Source organism: Pseudomonas zanjanensis (assembly GCF_014268745.2).
In the GTDB taxonomy this organism is placed as follows: domain Bacteria; phylum Pseudomonadota; class Gammaproteobacteria; order Pseudomonadales; family Pseudomonadaceae; genus Aquipseudomonas; species Aquipseudomonas zanjanensis.
In genome coordinates this window covers 1,407,545-1,432,659 of sequence record NZ_JABWRB020000001.1, presented here as the reverse complement: position 1 = coordinate 1,432,659, position 25,115 = coordinate 1,407,545, and the positions used below count along the sequence as shown (strand labels likewise).

The 25,115-nt window shown below is 62.3% G+C and carries 20 protein-coding genes; 8 read left to right on the top strand and 12 right to left on the bottom strand.

Annotated elements, in window-relative coordinates:
* Positions 1-13: 13 nt before the first annotated feature.
* The 11 genes from HU715_RS06465 to HU715_RS06415 all read right to left on the bottom strand — a co-directional run bounded on the left by HU715_RS06465 (position 14) and on the right by HU715_RS06415 (position 13,829).
* Entirely contained in the window at positions 14-1,567 is a 1,554-nt protein-coding gene (locus tag HU715_RS06465) for a sugar ABC transporter ATP-binding protein (protein ID WP_186710405.1), read from the bottom strand.
* Between the two features lie 73 nt (positions 1,568-1,640).
* Positions 1,641-2,564 carry a sugar ABC transporter substrate-binding protein gene (locus tag HU715_RS06460; protein WP_186710406.1) on the bottom strand — a complete coding sequence of 308 codons (924 nt, stop codon included), beginning with the start codon at positions 2,562-2,564 and terminating at the stop codon, positions 1,641-1,643.
* Positions 2,565-2,615: 51 nt separating this feature from the next.
* Positions 2,616-2,768, bottom strand: coding sequence for a hypothetical protein (locus HU715_RS06455; protein WP_186710408.1), 153 nt, complete (start codon positions 2,766-2,768; stop codon positions 2,616-2,618).
* A 142-nt stretch (positions 2,769-2,910) separates the two neighbouring features.
* Complete coding sequence (locus HU715_RS06450; protein ID WP_186710410.1) at positions 2,911-3,963, bottom strand: Gfo/Idh/MocA family protein; 1,053 nt, start codon at positions 3,961-3,963, stop codon at positions 2,911-2,913.
* A gap of 539 nt (positions 3,964-4,502) precedes the next feature.
* On the bottom strand, positions 4,503-5,513 hold the full coding sequence (gene iolG, locus HU715_RS06445) for a bifunctional inositol 2-dehydrogenase/D-chiro-inositol 1-dehydrogenase (protein ID WP_186710412.1): 1,011 nt from the start codon (positions 5,511-5,513) through the stop codon (positions 4,503-4,505).
* A gap of 29 nt (positions 5,514-5,542) precedes the next feature.
* Positions 5,543-7,474: a 3D-(3,5/4)-trihydroxycyclohexane-1,2-dione acylhydrolase (decyclizing) gene (gene iolD / locus HU715_RS06440; protein ID WP_186710414.1), complete on the bottom strand. Its 1,932-nt coding sequence runs from the start codon at positions 7,472-7,474 to the stop codon at positions 5,543-5,545.
* A gap of 167 nt (positions 7,475-7,641) precedes the next feature.
* Positions 7,642-8,463, bottom strand: a complete 822-nt coding sequence (locus tag HU715_RS06435) for a TIM barrel protein (RefSeq protein WP_186710416.1) — start codon at positions 8,461-8,463, stop codon at positions 7,642-7,644.
* 36 nt (positions 8,464-8,499) lie between these two features.
* On the bottom strand, positions 8,500-10,002 hold the full coding sequence (locus HU715_RS06430) for a CoA-acylating methylmalonate-semialdehyde dehydrogenase (RefSeq protein ID WP_186710418.1): 1,503 nt from the start codon (positions 10,000-10,002) through the stop codon (positions 8,500-8,502).
* Between the two features lie 30 nt (positions 10,003-10,032).
* A complete protein-coding gene (gene iolB, locus HU715_RS06425; protein ID WP_186710421.1) occupies positions 10,033-10,842 on the bottom strand; it encodes a 5-deoxy-glucuronate isomerase in 810 nt (269 codons plus the stop codon).
* Complete coding sequence (gene iolE / locus HU715_RS06420; protein WP_186710422.1) at positions 10,839-11,732, bottom strand: myo-inosose-2 dehydratase; 894 nt, start codon at positions 11,730-11,732, stop codon at positions 10,839-10,841. Before iolE ends, iolB begins: the two co-directional genes overlap by 4 nt.
* A 159-nt stretch (positions 11,733-11,891) precedes the next feature.
* Positions 11,892-13,829: a bifunctional 5-dehydro-2-deoxygluconokinase/5-dehydro-2-deoxyphosphogluconate aldolase gene (locus HU715_RS06415; protein ID WP_186710424.1), complete on the bottom strand. Its 1,938-nt coding sequence runs from the start codon at positions 13,827-13,829 to the stop codon at positions 11,892-11,894.
* Between the two features lie 311 nt (positions 13,830-14,140).
* Here HU715_RS06415 and HU715_RS06410 point away from each other — a divergent pair, with 311 nt between their 5' ends.
* Positions 14,141-15,064: a MurR/RpiR family transcriptional regulator gene (locus HU715_RS06410; RefSeq protein ID WP_186710426.1), complete on the top strand. Its 924-nt coding sequence runs from the start codon at positions 14,141-14,143 to the stop codon at positions 15,062-15,064.
* A 29-nt stretch (positions 15,065-15,093) separates the two neighbouring features.
* Positions 15,094-15,705, top strand: coding sequence for a glutathione S-transferase (locus HU715_RS06405; protein ID WP_186710428.1), 612 nt, complete (start codon positions 15,094-15,096; stop codon positions 15,703-15,705).
* Positions 15,706-16,666: 961 nt separating this feature from the next.
* On the opposite strand, the gene HU715_RS06400 is transcribed toward HU715_RS06405, so the two are convergent.
* Entirely contained in the window at positions 16,667-17,692 is a 1,026-nt protein-coding gene (locus HU715_RS06400; protein ID WP_189656378.1) for a hypothetical protein, read from the bottom strand.
* Positions 17,693-18,052: 360 nt separating this feature from the next.
* Between HU715_RS06400 and HU715_RS06395 the strand changes: the two genes are divergently transcribed.
* From HU715_RS06395 to HU715_RS06370, 6 genes are all read left to right on the top strand, one after another.
* Positions 18,053-18,922 carry an esterase/lipase family protein gene (locus HU715_RS06395; RefSeq protein WP_186710430.1) on the top strand — a complete coding sequence of 290 codons (870 nt, stop codon included), beginning with the start codon at positions 18,053-18,055 and terminating at the stop codon, positions 18,920-18,922.
* Positions 18,923-19,019: 97 nt separating this feature from the next.
* Positions 19,020-19,301 carry a peptidylprolyl isomerase gene (locus HU715_RS06390; RefSeq protein ID WP_186710432.1) on the top strand — a complete coding sequence of 94 codons (282 nt, stop codon included), beginning with the start codon at positions 19,020-19,022 and terminating at the stop codon, positions 19,299-19,301.
* A gap of 204 nt (positions 19,302-19,505) precedes the next feature.
* Positions 19,506-21,374, top strand: coding sequence for an extracellular solute-binding protein (locus tag HU715_RS06385; RefSeq protein WP_186710433.1), 1,869 nt, complete (start codon positions 19,506-19,508; stop codon positions 21,372-21,374).
* Entirely contained in the window at positions 21,374-22,432 is a 1,059-nt protein-coding gene (locus tag HU715_RS06380; protein WP_186710435.1) for a microcin C ABC transporter permease YejB, read from the top strand. The genes HU715_RS06385 and HU715_RS06380 overlap by 1 nt, the downstream gene beginning before the upstream one ends.
* Positions 22,432-23,454, top strand: a complete 1,023-nt coding sequence (locus tag HU715_RS06375) for an ABC transporter permease (protein WP_186710437.1) — start codon at positions 22,432-22,434, stop codon at positions 23,452-23,454. Before HU715_RS06380 ends, HU715_RS06375 begins: the two co-directional genes overlap by 1 nt.
* Positions 23,455-23,479: 25 nt before the next feature.
* Positions 23,480-25,060 carry an ABC transporter ATP-binding protein gene (locus HU715_RS06370; RefSeq protein ID WP_186710441.1) on the top strand — a complete coding sequence of 527 codons (1,581 nt, stop codon included), beginning with the start codon at positions 23,480-23,482 and terminating at the stop codon, positions 25,058-25,060.
* The last annotated feature ends 55 nt before the right edge of the window (positions 25,061-25,115 follow it).

Genomic DNA, 25,115 nt, shown 5'->3' with positions numbered 1-25,115 from the left:
GAGCCAAAAGGCATCAGGACAGGCCCGAGGCCAGTTGCATCACGCGTTCCTGGGTCGCTTCGCTGCGGTCGAGCGTGCCCATCAGGTCGCCTTCGTGCATCACCATGACCCGGTCGCTCATGCCCAATACTTCCGGCAGTTCCGAGGAAATCATGATCACCGCCATGCCTTCGCTGGCGAGATAGGCGATGAGCCGGTAGATCTCGGCCTTGGCGCCGACATCGATGCCGCGGGTCGGCTCGTCGAGGATCAGGATGCGTGGATTGGTCATCAGCCAGCGGGCCAGCAGCGCTTTCTGCTGGTTGCCGCCAGACAACGTGTCGATGCACTGCTCCAGCGACGGGGTCTTGACCCGCAGTTTCTTGCACATGTCCTCACACAAGGCGCGCAGGGCTTTCTGCTGGATGAAGCCGTTGCCCACGTAATGGGGCAGCACGGCCATCTCCATGTTTTCCAGCACCGACAGGCACGGGAACAGGCCACTGAGCTTGCGGTCCTCGGTCAACAGCGCGAAGCCTTTCTCGATGGCCATGTGCGGGTCGCTGATGCGCACCGGTTGGCCGTCCAGCAGGATTTCGCCGCCGGTGCTCGGGGTCACGCCGAAAATCGCTTCGGCCACGTTGGTCCGGCCCGAGCCCATCAACCCGGCGATGCCCAGGATCTCCCCGGCATGCAGGTCGAAGGACACGCCTTTGAAGATGCCGTCCAGGCTCAGGCCGCGCACCGACAGCACCAACTCACCGATGGGTTGCTCGCGCACCGGGAACAATTGGCTCAGCTCACGCCCGACCATCATCGAGATCAGGCTGTCGCCGTCCATGCTGTCGGCCCGTTGCAGGCCGATATAGGCGCCGTCGCGAAACACCGCCACTTCATCGGCGATGGCAAACACTTCGTTCATCTTATGGGTGATGTAGATGATGCCTTTGCCCTGGGACTTGAGGTCGGCAATGATCGAGAACAGGTGGGCGACTTCGGTCTCGGTGATGGCCGAAGTCGGCTCATCCATGATCAGGATGTCGGAGTCATACGAGACAGCCTTGGCAATCTCCACCATCTGTCGCTCGGCAATGCTCAGGTTGCCCACCTGCTCCTCGGGGTCGAGCTTGATGCGCAGGCGCTCCAGCAGCCGGGCGGTGCAGCGGTGCATTTCGCCATGGTCGACCATGTGCAGGCCGTTGAGCTGCTCGCGGCCGATCCAGATGTTTTCGGCGATGCTCATGTGGGGCATCAGGTTCAGTTCCTGATGGATCATCGCGATGCCGGCCTGCAACGCCGCCAGCGGCGTGTCGAAGGTCACCGGTTTGCCGCGCAGGCGCAGTTCGCCGGCGTCCGGCTGGTAGATGCCGGCGATGATCTTCATCAAGGTGGATTTGCCCGCACCGTTTTCCCCCATCAGGGCCAGCACGGAGCCGGGACGCACCCGCAATTGAACATCGGACAAGGCCACCACACCGGGAAAGCCCTTGCTGACATTGACGACTTCCAGCAGGTACGGCTCATCAAGTAATACGTCCGGCTGGAAAGTCATGGCCGGGGCGCTCGAAGCAGTCGCTGAAGCGAACATGATCAGGTACTCCCTCGGCAAGGTGGCGTTGCAACCTTGCCTGCTTATTGTTGTGGTGGGACCGGGTTGAACGTCACTTGAACTGATCGACGTTGTCCGGCGTGATCAGGCGGTACGGCACCACGACGGACGCCATTTTCTCGCCCTTGGCCATTTTGACCGCCGTGTCGATGGAGCCATCGGCCTGGCCCTTGGCGTCCTGGAACACCGAGACCGCCATTTGGCCTTTCTTGATAGCGTTCAAACCGTCCGGCGTGCCATCGACCCCGGCAATCAATACGCTGCCTTTCTCTTTACCCGCTTGCTTGAGGGCCATGGCCGCACCGATGGCCATTTCGTCGTTGTTGGACACCACCGCGTTGAACTCGCGGCCTTGGGTCAGCCAGTCGTTGACCAGGGTCATACCCTTGTCCCGCGACCAGGTACCGGTCTGCTCCTGTTCGATCTTGATGCCCGGGTACTTGGCCAGCACTTCCTTGACGCCCTTGGTGCGGTTAGTGGTGGAGTTGTTCGCCAGGTCACCCAACAGGATCACAATGTCGCCCTTGCCGCCCATCTTGTCGGCCAGGTATTGCATCTGCATGCGCCCGGCTTCGAGGTCATCGGAGGCCACGGTGACCACCCCTTCCGGCAATTTCGGATCGTCCGGGCGGCGGTTGACGTACACCAGTGGGATACCGGCAGCCACCGCGGCCTTGGTGATGCGCTGGGTCGCGGCGGTGTCCACAGGGTTGACGATGAGCGCATCGACCTTCTGGCTGATGAAGCTTTCCACCTGGCTCAGTTGCTTGACCACGTCACTGCGCGCGTCTTCGAACTGCAGGGTGACGCCATCGGGCAAGGACTTGGCTTTCTTGTCCATGGACTCGCGCAGGTAGGTCAACCAGGTGTCATCGAACTGGGACATGCTGACGCCGATCTTCAGGTCCGCCAGGGCAGCGCCGCTGGTGAGCATCAACGACAGGGCCAGCGAGGCGATACGGGTCTTGGTCTTCATGAACGGTCTTTCTCCACTTTTTTGTTGGTTTTATGGATAAGGCGTGACGGATCAGGAACGGGGCAAGCGCACGATAGGCGCACCGGGCATGCAACAGACCATGGCGCCCTTGCGCTGGATACACAGGGATTCGAACAGGGGGAGGACTGCGGACAGGCGCAGCAGATGTGGCAGGTGAAACGCAGAGCGGCTGAAGGTTTTCATCGACGGTACCTAGCTGTGTTTCTTGTTTTTGTTTCGTCTGTCGTCCGTTCAAGGCTGGCTTGGCAGGAGGCAAACAGGGTTGTCGGTAACCTGGAATCGACTTTATTGGAAAATATTTTCCATATCAACTGATTTTAGAATTTTATTCGTTTTTTATTCCATGTCCCACAGGCGCGGATAAACACACCACTTCGCCCTGCTCGGCACTCTGCCTGGCCGCATCGAGGAGGCGCGTGGTGGCCAATGCGTCACGGGCCTCCACCGGCAGCGGGCCAGCGTCCTGCAACGCGCTTTGCAGTTGTTGGTAGAACGCCAGCCAGCAGCCACGTTCGGAAGTCACTCGCTCGCGCTCGGTGCCGTGTTCGAACCAGCCCCAGCGTCGATGTTCTTCCGCCCCCCAGCGTTCGCCCTCGGTCGCCGGGCTCAAGCCGGCCAGCGCCTGGGCCTCTTGCCCATCCAGACCTTCGACGGTGTAGCAGCCCTGGGTGCCGTTGACCCGAAAACGCGGGCGCGCTGCGTTTTGCACGCAATTGCCGCTCAAGTGGGAAATCACGCCGCTGGCATGGGTCAGGGACATGAAGAAACCGTTGTCGAACACCTGGTCCGGCTGCCGATAATCCAGCTCGGCGTAGACCCGCACCACCGGGCCGAACAATTGCAGCGCCTGGTCCACCAGATGGCTGCCGAGGTCGCGCAGAAACCCGCCGCCGCTGCCTTTGCCCACCGACGTTGGCGAATAACGCTCGACGCTGGATTCAAAACGGATGATTTGCCCGAGGGCACCAGAGGCCAGCAGTTTGCGCAAGGTCAGGAAATCCGAATCCCAGCGACGGTTCTGGTACACGCTCAGCGGCACGCCGCGTTGTTCGGCGGCCAACACCATGGCCTCGGCCTGGGCGGCGTCAGGGGCGAATGGTTTGTCGCTGACCACCGCCACGCCGAGTTCGATGGCCTGCATCACAATGGCCGGGCGACCGTCCAAAGGGGTGGACACCACCACCGCATCGACGCCGGCCGCCACCAATTGTTCGAGGGTGTCGAAGGCCTGGGCATCCGGGTGATCGCTGGCCAATTGTTGACGGCGCTCGGCGGACCGCGTCACCACGCCGACAAACGTAGCCCCTGGCAGGCTGCTGATCAGCGGCGCATGAAAGAACCGCCCACCCTTGCCGTAGCCGACTAGTCCGATTCGCATGAAAGCTCCTTATCTGGAAATAACGCCGGGCCCTGTGGGAGCGAGCCTGCTCGCGATGGCGGTGGATCAGCCAGCATTGTGTTGACTGACCCACCGCTATCGCGAGCAGGCTTGCTCCCACAGTTTGTTCCCGGATGACTGCGGGAACTCTGCTCACCACAAATCCCTTGTGGGAGCTGAGCTTGCTCGCGATGGCGGCGGATCAGCCAGCATTGCGTTGACTGACCCACCGCTATCGCGAGCAGGCTCGCTCCCACAGTTTGTTCCCGGATGACTGCGGGAACTCTGCTCACCACAAATCCCTGTGGGAGCTGAGCTTGCTCGCGATGGCGGCGAATTAGCCAGCATTGCGTTGACTGACCCACCGCTATCGCGAGCAGGCTTGCTCCCACAGTTTGTTCCCGGATGACTGCGGGAACTCTGCTCACCACAAATCCCTTGTGGGAGCGGGCTTGCTCGCGAAGGCGGCGGTACATTCAGCATTGATGGCGACTGACACTACGCCTTCGCGAGCAAGCCCGCTCCCACAGAGAATGAATCTAGCCGTAAAAATGGGGGCGCTCGGGCAGATCGACCTTGACGATCTGCCCACTCTGTTGCGCCTCGACACAAGCATCCGCCGCCACCGCCGCGGCAAACCCATCCCAGGCCGACGGCCCGCCCACTTGCCCGGCACGCACGCCATCGATGAAAGCCTGCAACTCGACGTCGTAGGCAGCGATGAAGCGGTCCTTCCAATCCATCAGGATCGCATTGGACAGCTTGGCGCCGCTGCGCAGTTGCACCTGGGACGGTTCCGGCAGCTTGGCGATGCCGGTCTCCCCCACCACTTCGCATTGGATGTCATAGCCGTACTGGCAGTTGACGAACACTTCGACGTCGATGCGCGTGCCCCGGGCGGTTTCCAGCAGGACAATCTGCGGGTCCCGCAGGTGGGCCAGGGCCTTGCTGGTCTTGCGGGGGAACACCACTTGCACCGAGACGTAGTCATCGGCCAATAGCCAGCGCAACACATCCAATTCATGAATCAAGGTGTCGGTGATCGCCATGTCGGTCTTGTAGTTCTCGCCCACGCTCGGGTTGCGGTGGGCGCAGTGCAGCATCAGCGGTTCACCGATCTGGCCACTGTCGATCACCGCCTTGAGCGCGCGATAGCCTTCATCGTACGGACGCATGAAACCGACCTGCACCAGGCGCTTGCCATGGGCCACTTCGGCGTCGACGATCTTGCGGCAGCCTTCGGCCGTGACCGCCAGGGGCTTTTCACAGAACACCGGCTTGCCCGCCGCAATTGCCGCCAGCACGAACTCTTCATGGCTCGGGCCCCAGGAGGTGACGAGGATCGCCTCCACGTCCGGCGCCTTGATCAATGCATGACCGTCGGGATAGACCTCGGCGGTCAATTTCAAGTCGGCCACCACCTTCGCCGCCTGGGCGAGGTTGATGTCGGTCACCGCCACCACCTGGCTGTTGAGCAAGGTCTGGCTGCAACGACGGATATGGTCCTGGCCGATGGCCCCGGTGCCGATGACGCCCAGCTTCAAAGACATTTGGAACTCCTTTCGTAGGGTTGGGGCAATCAGTATTGACGGGCCTTGGCCAGTCGTTCGTTGAGGGTCTTGGCGACGGCATCGGTGCGGGCGCTGGTGGACACTTGCGCCACGCCAACCCGCCACCACGACAGGTATTTGTGGATCATGGTCTTGGGCAGAACCTTGATGTCGATCAGCGTCGAGACCGTCTGGCGCCGCGCATCGGCCAGGGCCGCGTGCAACTCATCCAGCGTCTTGACCTTGTAGGTCTTGCAACCGTAGGCCGCCGCGCTCATGGCGAAATCCACTGGCACAAAGGCACCGTCGAGCTTGCCGGTCTCGGGGTTGCGGAAACGGAACTCGGTACCGAAGCTGTCCATGCCGTGTTCCATTTGCAGGTTGTTGATGCAACCGAACGTCATGTTGTCCAACAGCACCACGTTGATCTTGCGGCGCTCCTGGATCGAGGTCGCCAGTTCCGAATGCAGCATCATGTAGGAGCCGTCGCCCACCAACGCATAGACCTCTTTGTCCGGCTCGGCGAGCTTCACGCCCAGGGCGGCATTGACCTCGTAGCCCATGCACGAATAACCGTACTCGACGTGATAAGTGTCGACGCCCTTGCTGCGCCAGCTGCGCTGCAAATCGCCGGGCAGGCTGCCGGCGGCGGCGACGATGATGGCGTCATCCGCCAAGGCTTGGTTGAGCGTACCGAGCACGCGGCTCTGGGTCAGGCAGGAACCGGTGAGCTCGATGAATTCGCGAAACACCGCCGGGTCCATGTGGTCGTTGATTTCCGGGACGAAATCCTCGGCCTGGTAATCCGCCTGGTAGATACGGTCCACTTCGGCGTCGAGCTGGGCCTTCGCATCGGCAACCTGCCCGCCCCATTCGGCACGATAATCCCCCATCGCGGCCGACAAGGCCTCCAGGCCCGAACGGGCGTCGGCCAACAGTTGCACGCCGTCGAGCTTCAAGGCATCGCACGGGCTGATGTTGAGATTGAGGAACCGCACATCCGGGTGCTGGAACAGCCATTTCGACGCGGTGGTGAAATCGCTATAGCGGGTGCCGATACCGATGATCAGATCGGCTTTCTTGGCCAGCAGGTTCGCCGCCAGGCAACCGGTTTCGCCGACACCGCCGACGTTCAGCGGATGGCTGGACACCACCGCGCTCTTGCCGGCCTGGGTCTCGGCAAAGGGAATCTCGAAGCGCTCGGCAAACGCCTGTAGCGCGGCGTTGGCGCCGGAGTAGCGTACGCCGCCACCGCAGATGATCAACGGCTTGCGCTTGCCCTTGAGCAACGCCAGGGCATCGCCGAGCATCGCTTCGGTGGCCGGCCGGCGGTCGATGCGGTGCACGCGTTTTTGCAGGAAGTAATCCGGGTAGTCGTAGGCTTCGGCTTGCACGTCCTGGGGCAGCGCCAGGGTCACCGCGCCGGTTTCGGCCGGGTCGGTCAGCACCCGCATCGCGTGAATCGCGGCGGTCATCAATTGCTCGGGGCGGTTGATGCGGTCCCAGTATTTGCTCACGGCCTTGAAGGCATCGTTGGTGCTGATGCTCAGGTCGTGGAACTGCTCGATCTGTTGCAGCACCGGGTCCGGCTGGCGACTGGCGTAGACATCGCCGGGCAACAGCAGCAGCGGAATGCGGTTGGCCGTGGCGGTGGCCGCGGCGGTCAGCATGTTCGCCGCACCGGGGCCGACCGAGGAACTGCAGGCGTAGATCTTGCGCCGCAAATGCTGCTTGGCAAACCCGATGGCGGCATGGGCCATGCCCTGCTCGTTGCGGCCCTGATGGACTACCAGGTCGCCGCTGTCCTGCTCCAGCGCCTGGCCCAGGCCCAGCACGTTGCCGTGGCCGAAAATGGTAAAGACCCCGGCGACGAACTTGCTCTGGACGCCATCGACTTCGATGTACTGGTTATCGAGGAATTTCACCAAGGCCTGGGCCATGGTCAGTCGTGTTGTGGTCATGCTTGCACCTTGTCTGGAATGCAAATCTGGCGGTTTGCTCACTCCCCTGTGGGAGCGGGCTTGCTCGCGAAAGCGGTATGTCAGGCCACATCAATGTTGGATGGACTGCCGCCTTCGCGAGCAAGCCCGCTCCCACAAGGGGGATCTTCATCAGGTTGATAACGGGCTCATGCCCGTGAGCTTTGCAAGTGGTTCATGCTCGCCCCCAACGCCTGGCGAATGTCGGCCAGCTCATGGACGCTCTCGGCAAATGGCTCGAAAGACAGGTAACCGTCATAACCGCCACTGAGCAACGCCTCGATCTGCTTGGCATTGCCGAGGATGTCGGCCTCGCCCACCAGCACCCGGTGGCCGTCACGAATCGTCGCCAGAGGTGCCTGGGCATCCTCGACGCCGGAGATGTGCACCAGCCCGGTCAGTTCGGGGAAGAACTCCTGCTCGCCGGCCAGATGATGGTGGAAGGTGTCGTGCACCAGGCGGAACACATCCAGCCCGCCAATGCTCTTGATCGCTTCCACCGCCGTGCGCTTGCGGCGCAACGAGCACTCTTCGAAACCCAGGGGTTCGATGAAACCGTAGATGCCGAAGGCGCGCAGGATCGGTGCCAATTCACTGAGGGCAGTACGCAGCCCAGCCGCACGCTCGGCTTCGCTGCGCGGGTCGGCGCGGTCATTGAGTGGGCACATCACCAGCCCCTCGGCGCCGCACTCGCGGGCGTAGTCGGCCAGCCGCACGGCCTGGGCGCGGCGCTCTTCGTTCCACACATCGAAGGGGTACAGGGCGTTGATCGACAGCACCTTGATGCCGCGGGCCTCGCACAATTCACGGACGCGAGCCGGCGGCATGCCGTCTTCGATCTCGACACCCTTCAGGTCGTTGCGAATCTCGATGGCATCGGTTTTCAACGCCAGGGCCAAGTCGATGAATGCCGGCAGTGACAGGCGCGGGGCAACCATTCGGTTCAAGGCAAAACGCAGGGGCTTGTTCATTGTTGTTCTCCCTCCGGCAGTCATTCGAAAAATGCGTTATTGGGCAGTCGGCATGCTGAATTCAGGACCCTTGGCGATGCTGTCGGGCCAGCGCTGCATCACACTCTTGTAGCGGCTGTAGAAGCGCAGGCCTTCCTCGCCGTAGGCATGGTGGTCGCCGAACAACGAGCGCTTCCAGCCGCCAAAGGAATGCCAGGCCATGGGCACCGGAATCGGCACGTTGATGCCCACCATGCCGACCTTGATACTGCGGGCGAACGCCCGGGCGATGCCGCCGTCGCGGGTGAAGCACGACACGCCGTTGCCGAACTCATGGGCGTTGATCAACGCCACCGCCGTGGCGAAGTCCGGCACACGCACGATCCCCAGCACCGGGCCGAAAATCTCTTGCTGGTAGATGCTCATCTCGGCAGTGACCTGATCGAACAGCGTCGCCCCGACAAAGAACCCCTGCTCCGCCCCCGGCACTTTGAAGCCTCGGCCATCGACAATCAGCCGGGCACCCTCGGCCACGCCGGCATCGATGAAACCTTCGACCTTGGCCTTGTGCTCGGCGGTGACCAGGGGCCCCATGTCGGTGCCGGGTTGCTGGCCGTTGCCGACTTTCAACTGGTCGATACGCGGCAGCAGGCGAGCGATCAGTTCGTCGCCGACGTCGCCCACTGCCACGGCGATGGAAATGGCCATGCAGCGTTCACCGGCCGAGCCGTAGGCGGCACCGATCAAGGCGTCCGCCGCCTGGTCGAGGTCGGCATCGGGCATGACGATCATGTGATTCTTGGCCCCGCCCAGGGCCTGCACACGCTTGCCGTGGGCCGTGCCCTGCTGGTGGATGTACTCGGCGATGGGCGTGGAGCCGACAAAGGAAATCGCTTCGATGTCCGGGTGCTGCAACAGCGCATCCACCGCGACCTTGTCACCCTGGACCACGTTGAACACACCGTCCGGCAGGCCGGCTTCGGTCAGCAAGCGGGCCATCAGCAAACTGGCGGACGGGTCGCGTTCCGAAGGCTTGAGGATGAAGCAGTTGCCGGCAACCAGCGCCAGGGGAATCATCCACAGCGGCACCATCACCGGGAAATTGAACGGCGTGACCCCGGCGCAAACGCCCAGGGGCTGGCGCAGGTTCCAGTTGTCGATGCCGCCACCGATGTTGTCGCTGAAATCGGTCTTGAGCAGGTTCGGCGCACCGCAGGCGTACTCGACGATCTCGATGCCGCGGGTGACCTCGCCGTGGGCATCGGACAGCACCTTGCCGTGTTCACGGCTGATGATTTGGGCCAGTTCGTCGTGGTGACGATCGAGCAGTTCCTTGAACTTGAACATCACCCGCGAACGGCGCAATGACGACTGCTCGGACCAGGCTGGGAACGCCGCCAGCGCCGAGGCCACCGCCGCGTCGACGGTACTCGGTTCGGCCAGGGCCACCCGCGCCTGCACCGCACCGGTGGCCGGATTGAAGACGTTGCTGGACCGTGGACTCTCGCTGTCCTGGACCTGACCGTTGATGTAATGGCCTACTACCGGGGCGTCGCTCATCGTGCTTGTTCTCCCTGCGTATGTGTGGGGTCAGAGATCCAGCAGCCAGCTGTGCTGCGGATCGTTGTGGAATTGCCAGACCCGCTTCGGGCCGGCCATGACGTTCAGGTAATACGACTCGTACCCGTAGGGCACGCTGACTGGGTGATAGCCCTTGGGGACGACCACCAAGTCGTTGTTCTCCACCGCCATGGCCTGGTCGATGCTGCGGTCGTCGGTGTAGACCCGCTGGAACACGAAGCCTTGGGACGGATTGACCTGGTGGTAATAGGTCTCTTCGAGGAAACTCTGGTGCGGCAGGTCGTCGGTGTCGTGCTTGTGGGGCGGGTAGCTCGAGGAATGCCCAGACGGCGTGCGCACCTCCACCACCAGCAGCGAGTGCGCCGGTTCGCTGTCCGGCAGGATGTCGCAGACATAGCGGGTATTGGCGCCTTTGCCGCGCACGCTGCGCTTCATGCTGTCCGGGCGGATCAGCCGTGGGCCATGACTGTTTTGCGCCGAACCCGGTGCGGCGCACACGGCAATCTGCACGTCGCTCAGGGCGGTGACCTGGGCCTGGCTGCCGGGCGGCAGGTAAGCGGCATAAGGTGATTTGTCCTCGAACACCGACTGGCGATCACCGAGGTTGTCCCAATCGAAGGCGCCCTGCCCCGGCGCTTCGCCCTTGAGGCTGGCGCGACCACTGAGCAGCACCAGGCACAATTCCTTGTCCCCGGCGGCCACTGGCAGGGTTTCACCGAGACGCAGGCGGTAGGCTGCGAAGCCGACGTATTCCAACTCGCCCGCCGGCAACTGGACCATGGTCCGGCCGCTGGATTGGCTCTTGATCAACAGGCTCATGACGGGCTCCTTTCGTTCAGCAAGGCGCGCAGGGTGTCGTAGCCCTTCTTGGCGTAGGCATAACTTGGGGCTACGGCAGGGTCCTGCTCGGCTTCCACCACCAGCCAGCCCTGGTAGTCGGCGGCCAGCAGCACATCGAGCAATGCGGCGAAGTCGATGTCGCCATCCCCCGGCACGGTGAAGGTGCCGTTGATGATGCAGTCGGGGAAGCTCCAGAGGTTGTTGCGGGCCAGTTGCACCACCGGTTTGCGCACGTCCTTGAAGTGCACGTGGCAGACCCGCTCGATGTGTTTGCGCAGCACCTGCAACGGCTCGCCACCGCCCATGTAGCAGTGACCCGAGTCGAACAACAGGCCCACTTCGCTGCCGGTCAGGGCCATTAGTTTGTCGATGTCCGTGGGCGATTCGACGTAGGCGCCCATGTGGTGGTGGTAGGCCAGGCGCACGCCTTGGGACAGGGTGAAGCGCGCCAGTTCGGTGAGTTTGTCGGCGTAGGCTTGCCAGGCGTCATCCGTATGGAAACGCGGCCGCTCGACCAATGGAATCCGCTGGCCCTGGATGGAGTCGGCCACTTCGCCGTAGACCAGCACCGTCGCGCCGTTCTGCGCCAGCAGCTCGACGTGGCTGGCGATGGCGTCGATTTCTTCCGCCGCCGAACGCCGGGCCAGGCGACTGGAATACCAACCGGAAACCAGCGCCAGGTCATAAGGCCGCAGCACATCGCCGACGCCCTTGGCGTCCTTGGGGAATTTGCCGTTGAGCTCAAAACCTTCGTAGCCGATGGCCTTGCCTTCACTCAGCGCCGTACTCAACGGCGTCTCGCCGCCCAACGACGGCAAGTCATCGTTGCTCCAGGAAATCGGGTTGATGCCAATTCGAATAGCGGGCATGGCTGCACCTTTTATTGTTTTCACAATCAGTAAGAACGACGCTGAACACTTGTGGGAGCGGGCTTGCTCGCGAAGGCGGCGGCATATTCAACATTGATGTTGCCTGACACACCGCTTTCGCGAGCAAGCCCGCTCCCACATTGGATCTGCGTTAACTCATCAAGCACGAGCACTGCGCCACGCCTCGATCAATTCCACAAACCTGCCCTGCACATCCCGGATCAGCGTTTCGTCGTCGATTTCCCCGGCCAGCCAGGCCCGGCTCGGCTCCTGGAAGATCGTACGGCCCACGGCAAACCCACGGCAGGTGGTGCTCCGACGGGCCTGGCGAAAGCCTTCGGCCAACGCGGTGGCCGGGGCGTTGAGGCCCAGCAGGACCACGCCACGGCAATACGGGTCGCGCTGTTGGATCAGCTCATCGAGCTGCTGCCACTCCTGCGCGCCCTGGGCCTCGATCTTCCACCACGCCGGGAAGATACCCAGGTTGTAGAGGCGCTTGAGGGCACGATAGAGCACGTCCGGGTGCGGTGATGGGTGATCCTTGGGCGGTATGATTTCCAGCAGCAATTCATGGCCGCTGGCCTGGGAGGCCTTGTACAACCCCATCAACTGCGCCTCTTGCTCCAGGCGCAGCAGCGGTTCGTCGTCAGGGTGAAATTGCACCAGGCACTTGATGATCTGCTCCTGTGGCCAAGCGATCAGGTTGCTGCCAATGGAACGCCCATGTTCGAAGGCCAGCGGCCGCGAACCTTGCACCTCCACCGGCCGCGCCACCCACCAGCTGCGCCCGGTGGCAGCGTTCAGCGAATCCTGGCCGAAGCGCTGGTCGGCCAGCAGACCGACGTCAGCCTCGATGCCCTGGTGCCGCAGGTCGGCCTCGACCCGCGCCACGGCCTGGATAAACAACTGCTTGAGTTCGCCGATGCTGCTCAACTCGCGACCGCCCTTCTGGGCCAGTTCCACCAATTGTCCGCGATGGTCGAAGGCAAAGATGAACAACTGTTTCCAAGCCTTGCGGGGTACGCTGACCTGGTGCAGCCGTTGCAACACGACATCCTGGTCGGGCCGGGTGATCGGCACCGGGCTCTGGAATAAATAGTCGAGCTCGGCCCGGGTCGGCATCGCCGGGGCGCAGGCATGGCGCGACACCACCAGGCCGCCACAGGCATTGGCCAACTGACAGCAGCGTTCATCGCTGGCATCTTCCAGCCAGCCGGCAAGAAAGCCCGACATGAACGCATCACCGGCGCCCAGTACGTTCAAGACTTCGACGCGAACACCTGGGTAAATCGCACCGTCTTCGAGCCGGGCCGGGATAGCGCCATGGATCACCGTGCAGCCCTGGGGGCCGAGCTTGACCACCAAGGTCGCCGCCGTCAGCGAGCGTACGGTGCGCAGCGCGGTCAGCAGGTCTTCGCTGCCACCGGCGATGAGGAATTCTTCTTCGGTGCCGACGATCAGGTCGAAACGCGGCAGGATGCCTTGCACGTGCTGGCTGACCTTCTGGTCGGCGACAAACCGGGTTTCTCCGTCAGCCTTGGCCGCCAGGCCCCAGAGCACCGGCCGATAGTCGATGTCGAGGACGCGCTTGACCTGGTGCTTTTGCGCATAGTCCAGCGCCTGGATACTGGCCTGGTAGACGCCATCGGTGGAGAAATGCGTGCCGGTGATCAGCAGGGCCTTGCTGGAGGCAATGAAGGTTTCGTCGATGTCTTCGGCGCGCAGCGCCATGTCCGCGCAATTTTCCCGGTAGAACACCAGAGGGAAGGTTTCCCGGTCCTTGATCCCCAGCAGGACCATGGCCGTCAGGCGCTCGGGATCGACCTTGATGCCGCTGACATCGCAGCCTTCGCGGGCCAGGGACTCCACCAGGAAACGCCCCATGTGGTCGTCCCCGACCCGGCTCAGCATCGCCGACCGAAGCCCCAGGCGCGCCGTGCCGAACGCGATGTTGGCAGAGGAACCGCCCAGGTACTTGGCGAAGCTCGAAACATCTTCCAGGCGCGCGCCGACTTGCTGCGCATAGAGGTCGACGCCCAGGCGTCCCAGGCAGATCACATCCAATTGACGCCCACTGGCAAAACGAGTCTGGCCCATGCTGGCTCCTGTTATTTTTATCAGCCTGCGCTTGTCGCCGACACCGGCGCCAACGCTGTTGGTGAATGCAGACTAAAACGAGCCGCAGGCAAGAATCAATAATTATTCTATAAATTTTTTACGTGGAATATTTTTTCCAATACGCTATGACCCAAGCGAACCAGGCACAGTGCATCGTTTCAGCACTGCTGCAACATTTGTCCGCCCATGATTTTCCCTGCGCCTACGCTGTAGACTGCGACCAGCCAACCTATTGTCGAGGGCCGGTCTTTTTTGGGCCGCCCTATAAGAACAAGCCAGAAGGATTTCCTATGACCCGCCCCGATGATCTGCCGGCGCCGTCCGAGAGCGCGTCCGAACCCGCCCTCCCGAGCCCACCGATCAATGCCGAGCGCCTGTTGCAACTGATCACCGACGAATACGAAAGCCTGCCGCGCCAGCTCAAACGCATCGCCAGCTACATGAGCCAGCAGAGTGACCGGATCATGGTGGATCGCATCAGCGACATCGCCCGGGAATGCGAAGTGCACCCCTCGGCCATCGTCCGGTTTTCCCAGCGCTTCGGCTTCAGCGGGTTCAGCGAAATGCAGGCGTTGTTTCGCGAGGCCTACACCCACAAGACCACCCCGGTGCAGAACTACCAGCAGCGCATCCGCAGCATGATCGCCAACAAGTCGCAGAAGGCCAACGGCGGCGACCTGGCCCGCGAATGCGTCAACGCAACCTTGTCGGGTATCGAGCGCCTGGGGTTGGAGCTGGACGACCAGGCGTTCGAAAAGGCCGTGGACCTGGTGGTCAACGCCGACAACATCTATGTGGTGGGTGTACGCCGTTCGTTCGCGGTTGCCGACTACCTGGTCTACAACCTGCAACACACCAACAAGCGCATTCACCTGGTGTCCGGCTTGGGGGGCAGTTACCGCGAGCAGATGCGCAGCGTGCGGGCCAACGACCTGGTCATCGCCATCAGCTTCACGCCCTACGGCAAGGAAACCCAGCACTGCCTGCGTATTGCCCAGCATCACCAGGCCAAGACCCTGATCATCACCGACAGCAACCTCTCGCCCCTGGCCAAGCGGGCCAATGCGGTGCTGCTGGTGAACGAAGGCAGCTCGTTCGCCTTCCGTTCGCTGAGCGCCACGTTGTGCCTGTGCCAGGCGTTGTTCATCGCCGTGGCTTATCGGTTGGAACTCAAGGTCGATGAAATCCATGAACAGGTCGGGTTCGAGGATTAACACCCACAAGACTTTCTGAAGGAGATGTCATGAAACTGATCGGCATGCTGGACTCGCCCTATGTGCGACGCGTCGCTATTTCCGCCAAGTGCCTGGGGATTGCCCTGGAACACGAATCCGTTTCGGTGTTCAGGCATTTCGACCGGTTCCAGCGCATCAACCCGGTGGTCAAGGCTCCGACCCTGGTGTTGGACGATGGCAACGTGCTGATGGACTCGACGTTGATCATCGACTATCTCGAGGCCTTGGCCGCGCCGGGTAAAAGCCTGATGCCGGTCGACAGTGGGCAGCGGCTGCGCTCCCTGCGCCTGATTGGCCTGGCCCTGGCGGCGTGCGAGAAATCGGTGCAGATCTACTACGAACGCAACCTGCGCCCGACGGAAATCCAACACGCCCCCTGGGTTGAACGCGTGGAAGGCCAACTGGCGGCAGCCTATGACTTGCTAGAGCAGGAACTGGGGAAACAGCCACTGGTCACCGATGGCACACTCGATCAGGCCGGTATTACCGTGGCGGTGGCCTGGAGCTTCACCCACCTGGTGGTACCGGACCAGGTGCAGGGTAAGTCATTCCCGTCGATCAGCGCGTTCACCGCCTATGCCGAAGGGTTGGAGGCGTTTGTCAGCACGCCGATGGAATAGCGAACGAGCGCAACTTCTGTGGGAGCGGGCTTGCTCGCGAAGACGGTGGCACATTCAACATCATCGTCTCAGATAGACCGCCATCGCGAGCAGGCTCGCTCCCACAACTGGTCCTGAGTGACTGCCGGACTAATGGTCAACTCAAATCCCTGTGGGAGCGAGCCTGCTCGCGAAGACGGTGGCACATTCAACATCATCGTCTCAGATAGACCGCCTTCGCGAGCAAGCCCGCTCCCACCACTGGTCCTGGGTGATTGCCGGCCTAATGGTCAACTCAAATCCCTGTGGGAGCGAGCCTGCTCGCGAAGACGGTGGCACATTCAACATCATCGTCTCAGATAGACCGCCATCGCGAGCAGGCTCGCTCCCACAACTGGTCCTGGGGACTGCCGGCCTGGTGGTCAACTCAAATCCCTGTGGGAGCCTGCTCGCGAAGACGGTGGCACATTCAACATCATCGTCTCAGATAGACCGCCATCGCGAGCAGGCTCGCTCCCACAACTGGTCCTGAGTGACTGCCGGCCTGGTGGTCAACTCAAATCCCTGTGGGAGCGGGCTTGCTCGCGAAGACGGTGGCACATTCAACATCATCGTTTCAGATAGACCCCTTCGCGAGCAGGCTCGCTCCCACAACTGGTCCTGGGGACTGCCGGCCTAATGGTCAACTCAAATCCCTGTGGGAGCGGGCTTGCTCGCGAAGACGGTGGCACATTCAACATCATCGTTTCAGATAGACCCCTTCGCGAGCAGGCTCGCTCCCACAACTGGTCCTGGGGACTGCCGGCCTAATGGTCAACTCAAATCCCTGTGGGAGCGGGCTTGCTCGCGAAGACGGTGGCACATTCAACATCATCGTCTCGGATAGACCGCCTTCGCGAGCAAGCCCGCTCCCACCACTGGTCCTGGGTGATTGCCGGCCTAATGGTCAACTCGCTCCCACAAAGGCGGCGCACGCCTTGAGTCAGCCTGGCGCGCGGGAGCGGACCTGGACCGTCACCCACTCGGACCGCTGGCTGACGTCATCCAGGCGCTCGACCTGATAAAACACGCTCACTGACCTGTCGCGCTGTTCCTGCCAATAACTGGCAGGAATCACAAACTTGAGCGATTGACCTGCCGTGGCCTCGGTGATTTCGCGCTCAAGCACATAAGCGGAGTTGCCATTGCACTGCAACCAGACCCACTCTCCCGCCTCAAGCCCGGGGTCATCGATGACAATCGTCACCCCTTCTTGCAGGGCGTCGACCTCCAGCCATCCGGCGTTCATTTCTAGAATCTGGAGCGCCTTCAGCGCAGGACGCCGCAGCGGACCGATGTGCAGCGACAAAGGCTCGGCACGACGCACCGAATGCCCGTGCCGGACCACATAGACCAAGGCCAGGTCGTGCCCTTCATGGGGAGCGATCAACGAATGATCGATCCAGAGCGATACCTTACGCCCCACCGCGTGGGCTTCTATGTCCAGCACATCGCGCCACAGCACGTTGGAATCCTTGCTGGCCGTCAGGATCAAGCGATCGCCGACCGCCATCCTGGCGTAGGGCCGGATGCTCACCCAGGTTCCTTCAGGCACCCGGTTCGGATCGAGACTGCCACCCACCGCATCGTTGGCAATGACGGGCAGCAGTTGCGGCGCGGCATCGCCGATCCCCAGTTGCAGGTGTTCCGAAGCCAGCGTGCCCGGCAACCGTTTGCCCGTCACCTGGTAGGAGATTTCCAGCGAGCCACCGTCCAGCTCGGCGATATGCGGTTCGCGCACGACGAACACGACATCTCGCCCCACTTGCCGTTCGGTGACGAACCCGGCCACTTCATGCCGGTAGGGTTCGCCATCGTTGTTGAGGCCGTGCCAACGCAGCAGCACCTCATCCCCGCACGTCATCATGGGATACGGCTTGACGGTAATCACAGCCCTGCGCCAAGCGGGGTTGATCACCCCGTCCCTGGCCGCCGCCAGGACCGGTGGCGGCAACCTGGTTTCGGACATTGAACGGGTTCGTTGAAGCGATGGATAGGTGATCATGTGCAGGCTCCAGTCCTTGGACGAAGGCACCGTTCCGATAACGGCGCCTGATGGAGCCATTAGAACCCGCCCGCGGCAAACCCACAGCCAGACAAGGCGACAGCGGGAGTGAGTCCTTGGCGCTCGCACCTGTAGCTGCAAACGACAATGGTTATCGGAGGTCTCCTACACCTTTGAGCGCCACCGGGTTACCTCCCACTATTCCCACTTTTTTTATTCCGGTTTCCCTGGATCAGGGCGGTTCCTTCCTACACCACACAGGATGAGCCTGCATTAGAGTGAAGTCGCAAATTCAAGGTGAACCTCTTCGAAAAAGGTACGAACATGCAACGGAATGCAACCACTCAATTTCCCATCCTGCTGGTCCATGGGTTGTTCGGGTTTGACAAGATCGGCGGCTTCGAACTTTTCCATGGCATCAAACAGGCCCTACGCGCAGGCGGTGCCCGGGTGTTCATCCCGTACTTGTCGGCCACCCACTCCAACGAGGGCAGAGGCGAACAATTGCTGGCGCAGATCGATCGGGTCCTGGCCGGCACCGGTACTACCCGGGTCAACCTGATCGGCCACAGCCAGGGCGCGCTGGCCGCCCGGTATGCCGCCGCGCTGGCACCTGACAAAGTGGCCTCGGTCACCTCGGTCAGCGGCCCCAACCATGGCTCCGAACTGGCCGACTTCCTGCGCAAGGCCCTTACCCCCGGACGACTGCCTGGGCATGTGGCACGGGGTGTCGCCACGCTGTTCGCTGACTTCATCTCGTTGCTGGACGGCCAGGCGCAGCTATCGCCGGCCGCCGTCGCCGCGCTGGCGGCTATGACCACAGAGGGCGTTGGCGCCTTCAATGACAAATACCCCCAGGGCCTGCCGACGCGCTGGGGCGGGAACGGACCGGAGCGGGTCAATGGCGTGCGCTACTACTCATGGAGCGGCACGTTGCAAGAACCGATGGGTAAAGAACAGCAGCCTTTGCGGACGTTCTGCCGCGCCTTTTCCGAATACTTCATCACCGAAGCCGGGCAGAACGACGGCCTGGTCGGGCGTTTCAGTTCGCACTTGGGCAGGGTCATTCGCTCCGACTACCCCATGGACCACGTGGAGGCCATCAACCCTGGAAGCGACAAGGCATGTTCGGGAACAGACCCCGCAGAGCTTTACCTGCGCCACGCCGAGCGCCTGCGCAAAGCCGGCCTTTGATCGCCGGGCCCAAGGTTTTGACGCAATTTTGACAACACCCCGTCGATGAATCCGGTAGGCTCAACACCTTTAAATACATTGAAAGGAATTTTGCCCCATGGCCAAAGCCACTGCCCGCCACATCCTGGTTTCCAGCGAAGACAAGTGCAACGAACTCAAGGCCCAGATCGAAGCCGGCGCCGATTTCGCCGAAATCGCCAAGGCCAACTCTTCCTGCCCATCCAGCCGTCAGGGCGGCGACCTGGGTTCGTTCGGCCCGGGCCAGATGGTCAAGGAATTCGACACCGTGGTATTCAGCGCGCCGATCAATACGGTCCAGGGCCCGGTCAAGACCCAGTTCGGCTACCACTTGCTGGAAGTCACCAGCCGCCAGGATTGATTCCGGTACAGAGCCCCTTCACTCAAGGGTGATGTGATTCATTGTGGCGAGGGAGCTTGCTCCCGCTGGACTGCGAAGCGGGCCCAACCATTGGCGGCTGCTGCGCACCCGAGCGGGAGCAAGCTCCCTCGCCACAAGGGCTGGCGATTCAGCCGCTGCTCGCGTACAAATCATGTCAACGTTCACCCGGCTTTAAGGCTGACAATGCGACTGGCGTTTTCTTCACTGCTATTGACTGCCGCAGTCCTGCTCACAGGAGCCCCAGGCGTCGATGCAGCACCGCAACATGCCCTGACCGTCTATGGCGAACCCGCCAAATATGCCGAAGGCTTCGGCCACTTCGCCTACGCCAATCCCCAGGCCCCCAAAGGTGGGACCATGCGCCGCTCGGCCATCGAGATCGGCCACTTCGACCACATCCTGCCCTACATCGACAAAGGCATCGGCGTCAGCCAGATCGACGGGATGCTGTATTCACCACTGGCCCAGCGCTCGCTGGACGAGCCCTATACCGTTTATGGCCTGGTGGCGCAGAAGATGGAGCGTGCCGACGATGGCCTGTCCCTGCGCTTCTACCTGAACCCCAAGGCCCGCTTCGCCGATGGCAAGCCCATCACAGCCGAGGATGTGCGCTATAGCTTCGAGCTGCTGATGACCCAAGGCAGCCTGCGCTATCGCACCCAGTTCGCGGCGGTCAAGGACGTCGTGGTCGAGGACGCGCGCACCGTGCGCTTCAACTTCAAGAACAACGAAAGCCGCACGCTGCCCCTGGACGTCGCCACCCTGCCGGTCTTTCCCGAACACTGGTGGAAGACCCGCGATTTCGCCAACGGCGGCGGCTACGAGGCCCCACTGGGCAGTGGCCCTTACCGAGTGAGCAAGGTCGATTCCGGGCGCAGCATTACCTTCGAACGCAATGCCGATTGGTGGGGCAAGGACTTGCCGGTCAGTCGCGGGCTCTACAATTTCGACCATTTCAGCATCGAATATTTCGGCGACACCGACGTCGCCCGCCAGGTGCTGCGCGGCGGCGCCTATGACTACAACCGCGAATTTTCCGCCACCGGCTATTCCATCGGCTATGACGGCCCGGCCCTGCAGGACGGGCGCCTGCAAAAGGCCCACCTGGCCAAAGAGGCGCCCCAGACCGCCCAGGGTTTTGTCTTCAACCTGCAAAAACCGCAATTCCAGGATCGCCGCGTGCGCCAAGCCCTGGCGATGCTCTGGGATTTCGAATGGAGCAACCGCCAGATGATGCGCAACCTTTATGTGCGTCAGCAGAGTTTTTTCTCCAACACCGACCTCGCCGCCCGCAAACTGCCGGACGCCGGCGAGCTGGCGATTCTCGAGCCGTTGCGCGGGCAGATTCCCGACGAAGTCTTCACCCAGGTCTTCCAGGCCCCGAAAACCGATGGCAGCGGCGTGATCCGCGACAAACAACTGCAAGCCCTGGCCTTGTTGGAACAGGCCGGCTGGAAACCCGAGGGCGACCGCCTGGTGAACGCCGAGGGTAAACCGCTGAGCTTCACGTTCCTGAACAGCCAGAACGGTCTGGATCGTCTGTTGCTGCCCTATAAACGAACCCTGGCGCAGATTGGCATCGACATGAGCATCCGGCGCATCGACGCGTCCCAATACGTCAATCGCCTGATGAGCCGTGACTACGACATGATCATCACCGGCTACCCGGTCAGCACCTCGCCGGGTCTGGAACTCTACAACTACTTTGGCTCGGCGGCGGCCAACGACCCGGGGGCCAACAACTACATGGCCCTGCAGAACCCGGCGGTGGATGCCCTGATCGACGGCCTGGTCAAGGCCACGACCAAAGCCGACATGCTGCACCATGCCCACGCCCTGGACCGGGTGCTGCAATGGAATTACTACTGGATCCCCAACTATTACCCGCCTGGCAGCTCCACCGTGTGGTGGAACCGCTTCGGCATGCCAAAGGTCCAGGCCAGCAATGACGAAGCCATCGAAAGCTGGTGGGAAGTGAGCACCACACCGCTGACCAACGAGCAGATGCGCGCCGAACGCCTCAGGCGCGGCACACCCGGAGGGCCGCATTGATGTGGGCTTATATCGCGCGGCGCCTGCTGCTGATCATTCCCACCCTGGTGATCATCCTGCTGGTGAACTTCGTCATCGTGCAGGCCGCGCCCGGCGGCCCGGTGGAACAGGCCATCGCCCACCTGCAAGGCATCGGCGGCGGCAGCATCGGCAGCTCGGGCGGTGAGATGACCGGCAGCTCCCGAGCCAGTCGCGGCCTCGACCCGCAGTTGATCAAGGACATCGAAAAACAATACGGCTTCGATAAGCCGGCCCATGAGCGCCTGTGGCTGATGCTCGGCAGCTACGCCCGCCTCGACTTCGGCAAGAGCTTCTTCCGCGGCGCCACGGTCACCGACCTGATCCTGGAAAAAATGCCGGTGACCATCTCCCTTGGGCTCTGGGCGACCTTGATCACCTACCTGGTGTCGATCCCCCTGGGCATTCGCAAGGCCGTGCGCCACGGCTCGGCATTCGATGTGTGGAGCAGCACGGCGATCATCATCGGCTACGCCATGCCGGCGTTTCTTTTCGCGATGTTCCTGATCGTGATGTTTGCCGGCGGCACTTCGCTGAACTGGTTTCCGGTGCGCGGGCTGGTGTCGGACAACTTCGAGTCGCTGTCGACGCTGGGCAAGATCGCCGATTACTTCTGGCACCTGGTGCTGCCGGTCACCTCCCTGGTGATCGGCGGCTTCGCCACGCTGACGATCCTGACCAAGAACTCGTTCCTCAATGAAATCACCCGCCAGTACGTGGTCACCGCGCGAGCCAAGGGCATGAGCGAACGCCGGGTGCTGTACGGCCACGTGTTCCGCAATGCGATGCTGTTGGTGGTCTCGGGCATTCCCCAAGCCTTTATCAGCGTGTTCTTCGCCGGTTCCTTGCTGATCGAAGTGATCTTTTCCCTCGACGGCCTGGGACGCATGAGCTACGAGGCCGCCGTGTCGCGGGATTATCCGGTGGTGTTCGGCTCGCTGTTCATCTTTACGCTGTTCGGCCTGCTGATCAAACTCATCGGCGACCTCTGCTACACCTTGGTGGATCCGCGCATCGACTTCGCCGCGAGGAACGCCTGATGTTCAAGCTTTCCCCCTTGGGCCGCCGACGTTTCGAACGTTTCAAGAAAAACCGCCGGGGCTGGTGGTCATTGTGGCTGTTCATCGGCCTGTTCATCCTGAGCCTGGGCGGCGAGTTGATCGCCAATGACAAACCGCTGGTGGTCAGCTACCAGGGCTCGCTGTATTTCCCGGTGTTCAAGCGCCATACCGAACAGGAGTTTGGTGGGCAGTTGCCGTTCCAGGCCGACTACCGCAGCAGCTACGTGCAGAACCTGATCCACAAGGACGGCGGCTGGCTGTGGTTTCCACCGATCCCGTTCAGCGACGACACGCCCAATTACGACCTCAACCAGCCGGCTCCGAGCCCGCCCTCGGCGGTGAACTGGCTGGGCACCGATGACCAGTCCCGGGACGTGCTGGCCCGGGTGATCTTCGGCGCGCGGGTGTCGATCCTGTTCGCCCTGGCCCTGACCACCATCAGCGCGTTGATCGGCATCGCCGCCGGTGCGTTGCAGGGCTATTACGGCGGCTGGGTGGATCTGCTCGGACAGCGCTTGCTGGAAGTCTGGTCCGGGCTGCCGGTGCTCTACTTGTTGATCATCCTGTCCGGCTTCGTCGAGCCGAATTTCTGGTGGCTGTTGGGAATCATGGCGCTGTTTTCCTGGCTGGCGCTGGTGGACGTGGTCCGCGCCGAGTTCCTGCGTGGGCGCAACCTTGAGTACGTCAAGGCCGCCAGGGCCCTGGGCCTGTCCGACCGCAAGGTGATCGTGCGGCATATCCTGCCCAATGCGATGAACGCCACCCTGAGCTACCTGCCCTTTATCCTCACCGGGGCGATCTCCACCCTCACCGCCCTGGATTTCCTCGGCTTCGGCATGCCAGCCGGCAGCGCATCGCTGGGCGAGTTGATCGCCCAGGGCAAGCAGAACCTGCAAGCGCCGTGGCTGGGGTTGACGGCATTTTTCACCCTGGCGCTGATTCTTTCCCTGCTGGTATTTATCGGCGAGGCGTTGCGCGACGCCTTTGATCCACGATCTTGAAACAGCCATGAAGCGGAACCTTGAGATGAGCGACAACCTGATCGAAATCCGCGACCTGAGCGTGGCCTTCAACGACCAGACGGTGGTGCGCAACCTGTGCCTGGACATCCGCCCCGGCGAATGCCTGGCCCTGGTGGGCGAATCAGGCTCCGGCAAGTCGGTGACGGCCCATTCGATTCTGCAATTGCTGCCCGAGACCGGCACTCGCACCACCGGCAGCATTCGCTACCGTGGCCAGGAACTGCTGGGGGCCGAGGCCAAGACCCTGCGGGAGTTGCGCGGCAACCGCATCGCCATGATCTTCCAGGAACCGATGACCTCGCTGAACCCACTGCACAGCGTCGAAAAGCAGATCGGTGAAACCCTGATGCTGCACCGGGGCCTGGGCGGCAAGGCGGCGCGCCAGCGCATCCTGGAACTGCTGGCCCTGGTGGGCATCCAGAAACCCGCCGAGCGGCTCAAGGCCTACCCTCATCAACTGTCCGGCGGCCAGCGGCAACGGGTGATGATCGCCATGGCCCTGGCCTGCGAGCCGGAGCTGTTGATTGCCGACGAACCGACCACGGCGCTGGACGTGACCGTGCAGCGCAAGATCCTGCTGCTGCTCAAGTCCTTGCAGCAACGGCTCGGCATGTCCTTGCTGCTGATCAGCCACGACCTCAACCTGGTGCGCAGCATCGCCCAGCGGGTGTGCGTGATGAAGGCCGGGGAAATCGTCGAGCAGGCACCCTGCGAAACCCTGTTCAGCGCACCGAAACATCCCTACAGCTGCGAGCTGCTGCACGCCGAACCGGAAGGCGAGGCCCTGCCCCGGGACGAACGCGAAGACGTGTTGCAGGTGCGGGACCTGCGGGTGAGTTTTGCCTTGGGCGGTGGGCTGTTCCGACGCAAGGAATACTTGCGCGCCGTGGACGGCATCAGCCTGAGCATCCAGCGCGGCAAGACCCTGGGCATCGTCGGCGAATCCGGTTCCGGCAAGTCCACCCTGGGCCAGGCGATCCTGCGGCTGATCGAATCCGAAGGCAGCATCCACTTCCAGGGCCATGCCCTTGAACAGTTATCCCACAAGGCCCTGCGGCCGTGGCGCAAAAAGATGCAGGTGGTGTTCCAGGACCCGTTCGGCAGCCTCAGCCCGCGCATGTCGGTGCAACAGATCATCAGCGAAGGCCTCGAAGTCCACAGCCCGTCCAGCGCCGAGGCGTGTGAGGCGCAGGTGATCCAGGCCCTCAAGGAAGTCGGACTCGACCCACAGAGCCGCCACCGCTACCCCCATGAGTTTTCCGGTGGCCAGCGCCAACGCATCGCCATCGCCCGGGCCCTGGTGCTCAAGCCGGCCCTGATCCTGCTGGACGAACCGACCTCGGCCCTGGACCGCACCGTGCAGAAACAAGTGGTCGCCCTGCTGCGCCAGCTCCAGGAAAAGCACGGCCTGACCTACCTGTTCATCAGCCATGACCTGGCGGTGGTCCGCGCCCTGGCCCACGACATGATCGTGATCAAGGATGGCAAAGTGGTCGAGCAAGGCGCCAGCCATGACGTGTTCGACTCGCCCCAGCATCCCTATACCAAGGAGTTGTTGGCGGCGGCGCATCCGGGGTGGGCATAATCGGCGTCATGCCATTGGACCGCGTCGCGGCCTTCGCGAGCAGGCTCGCTCCCAC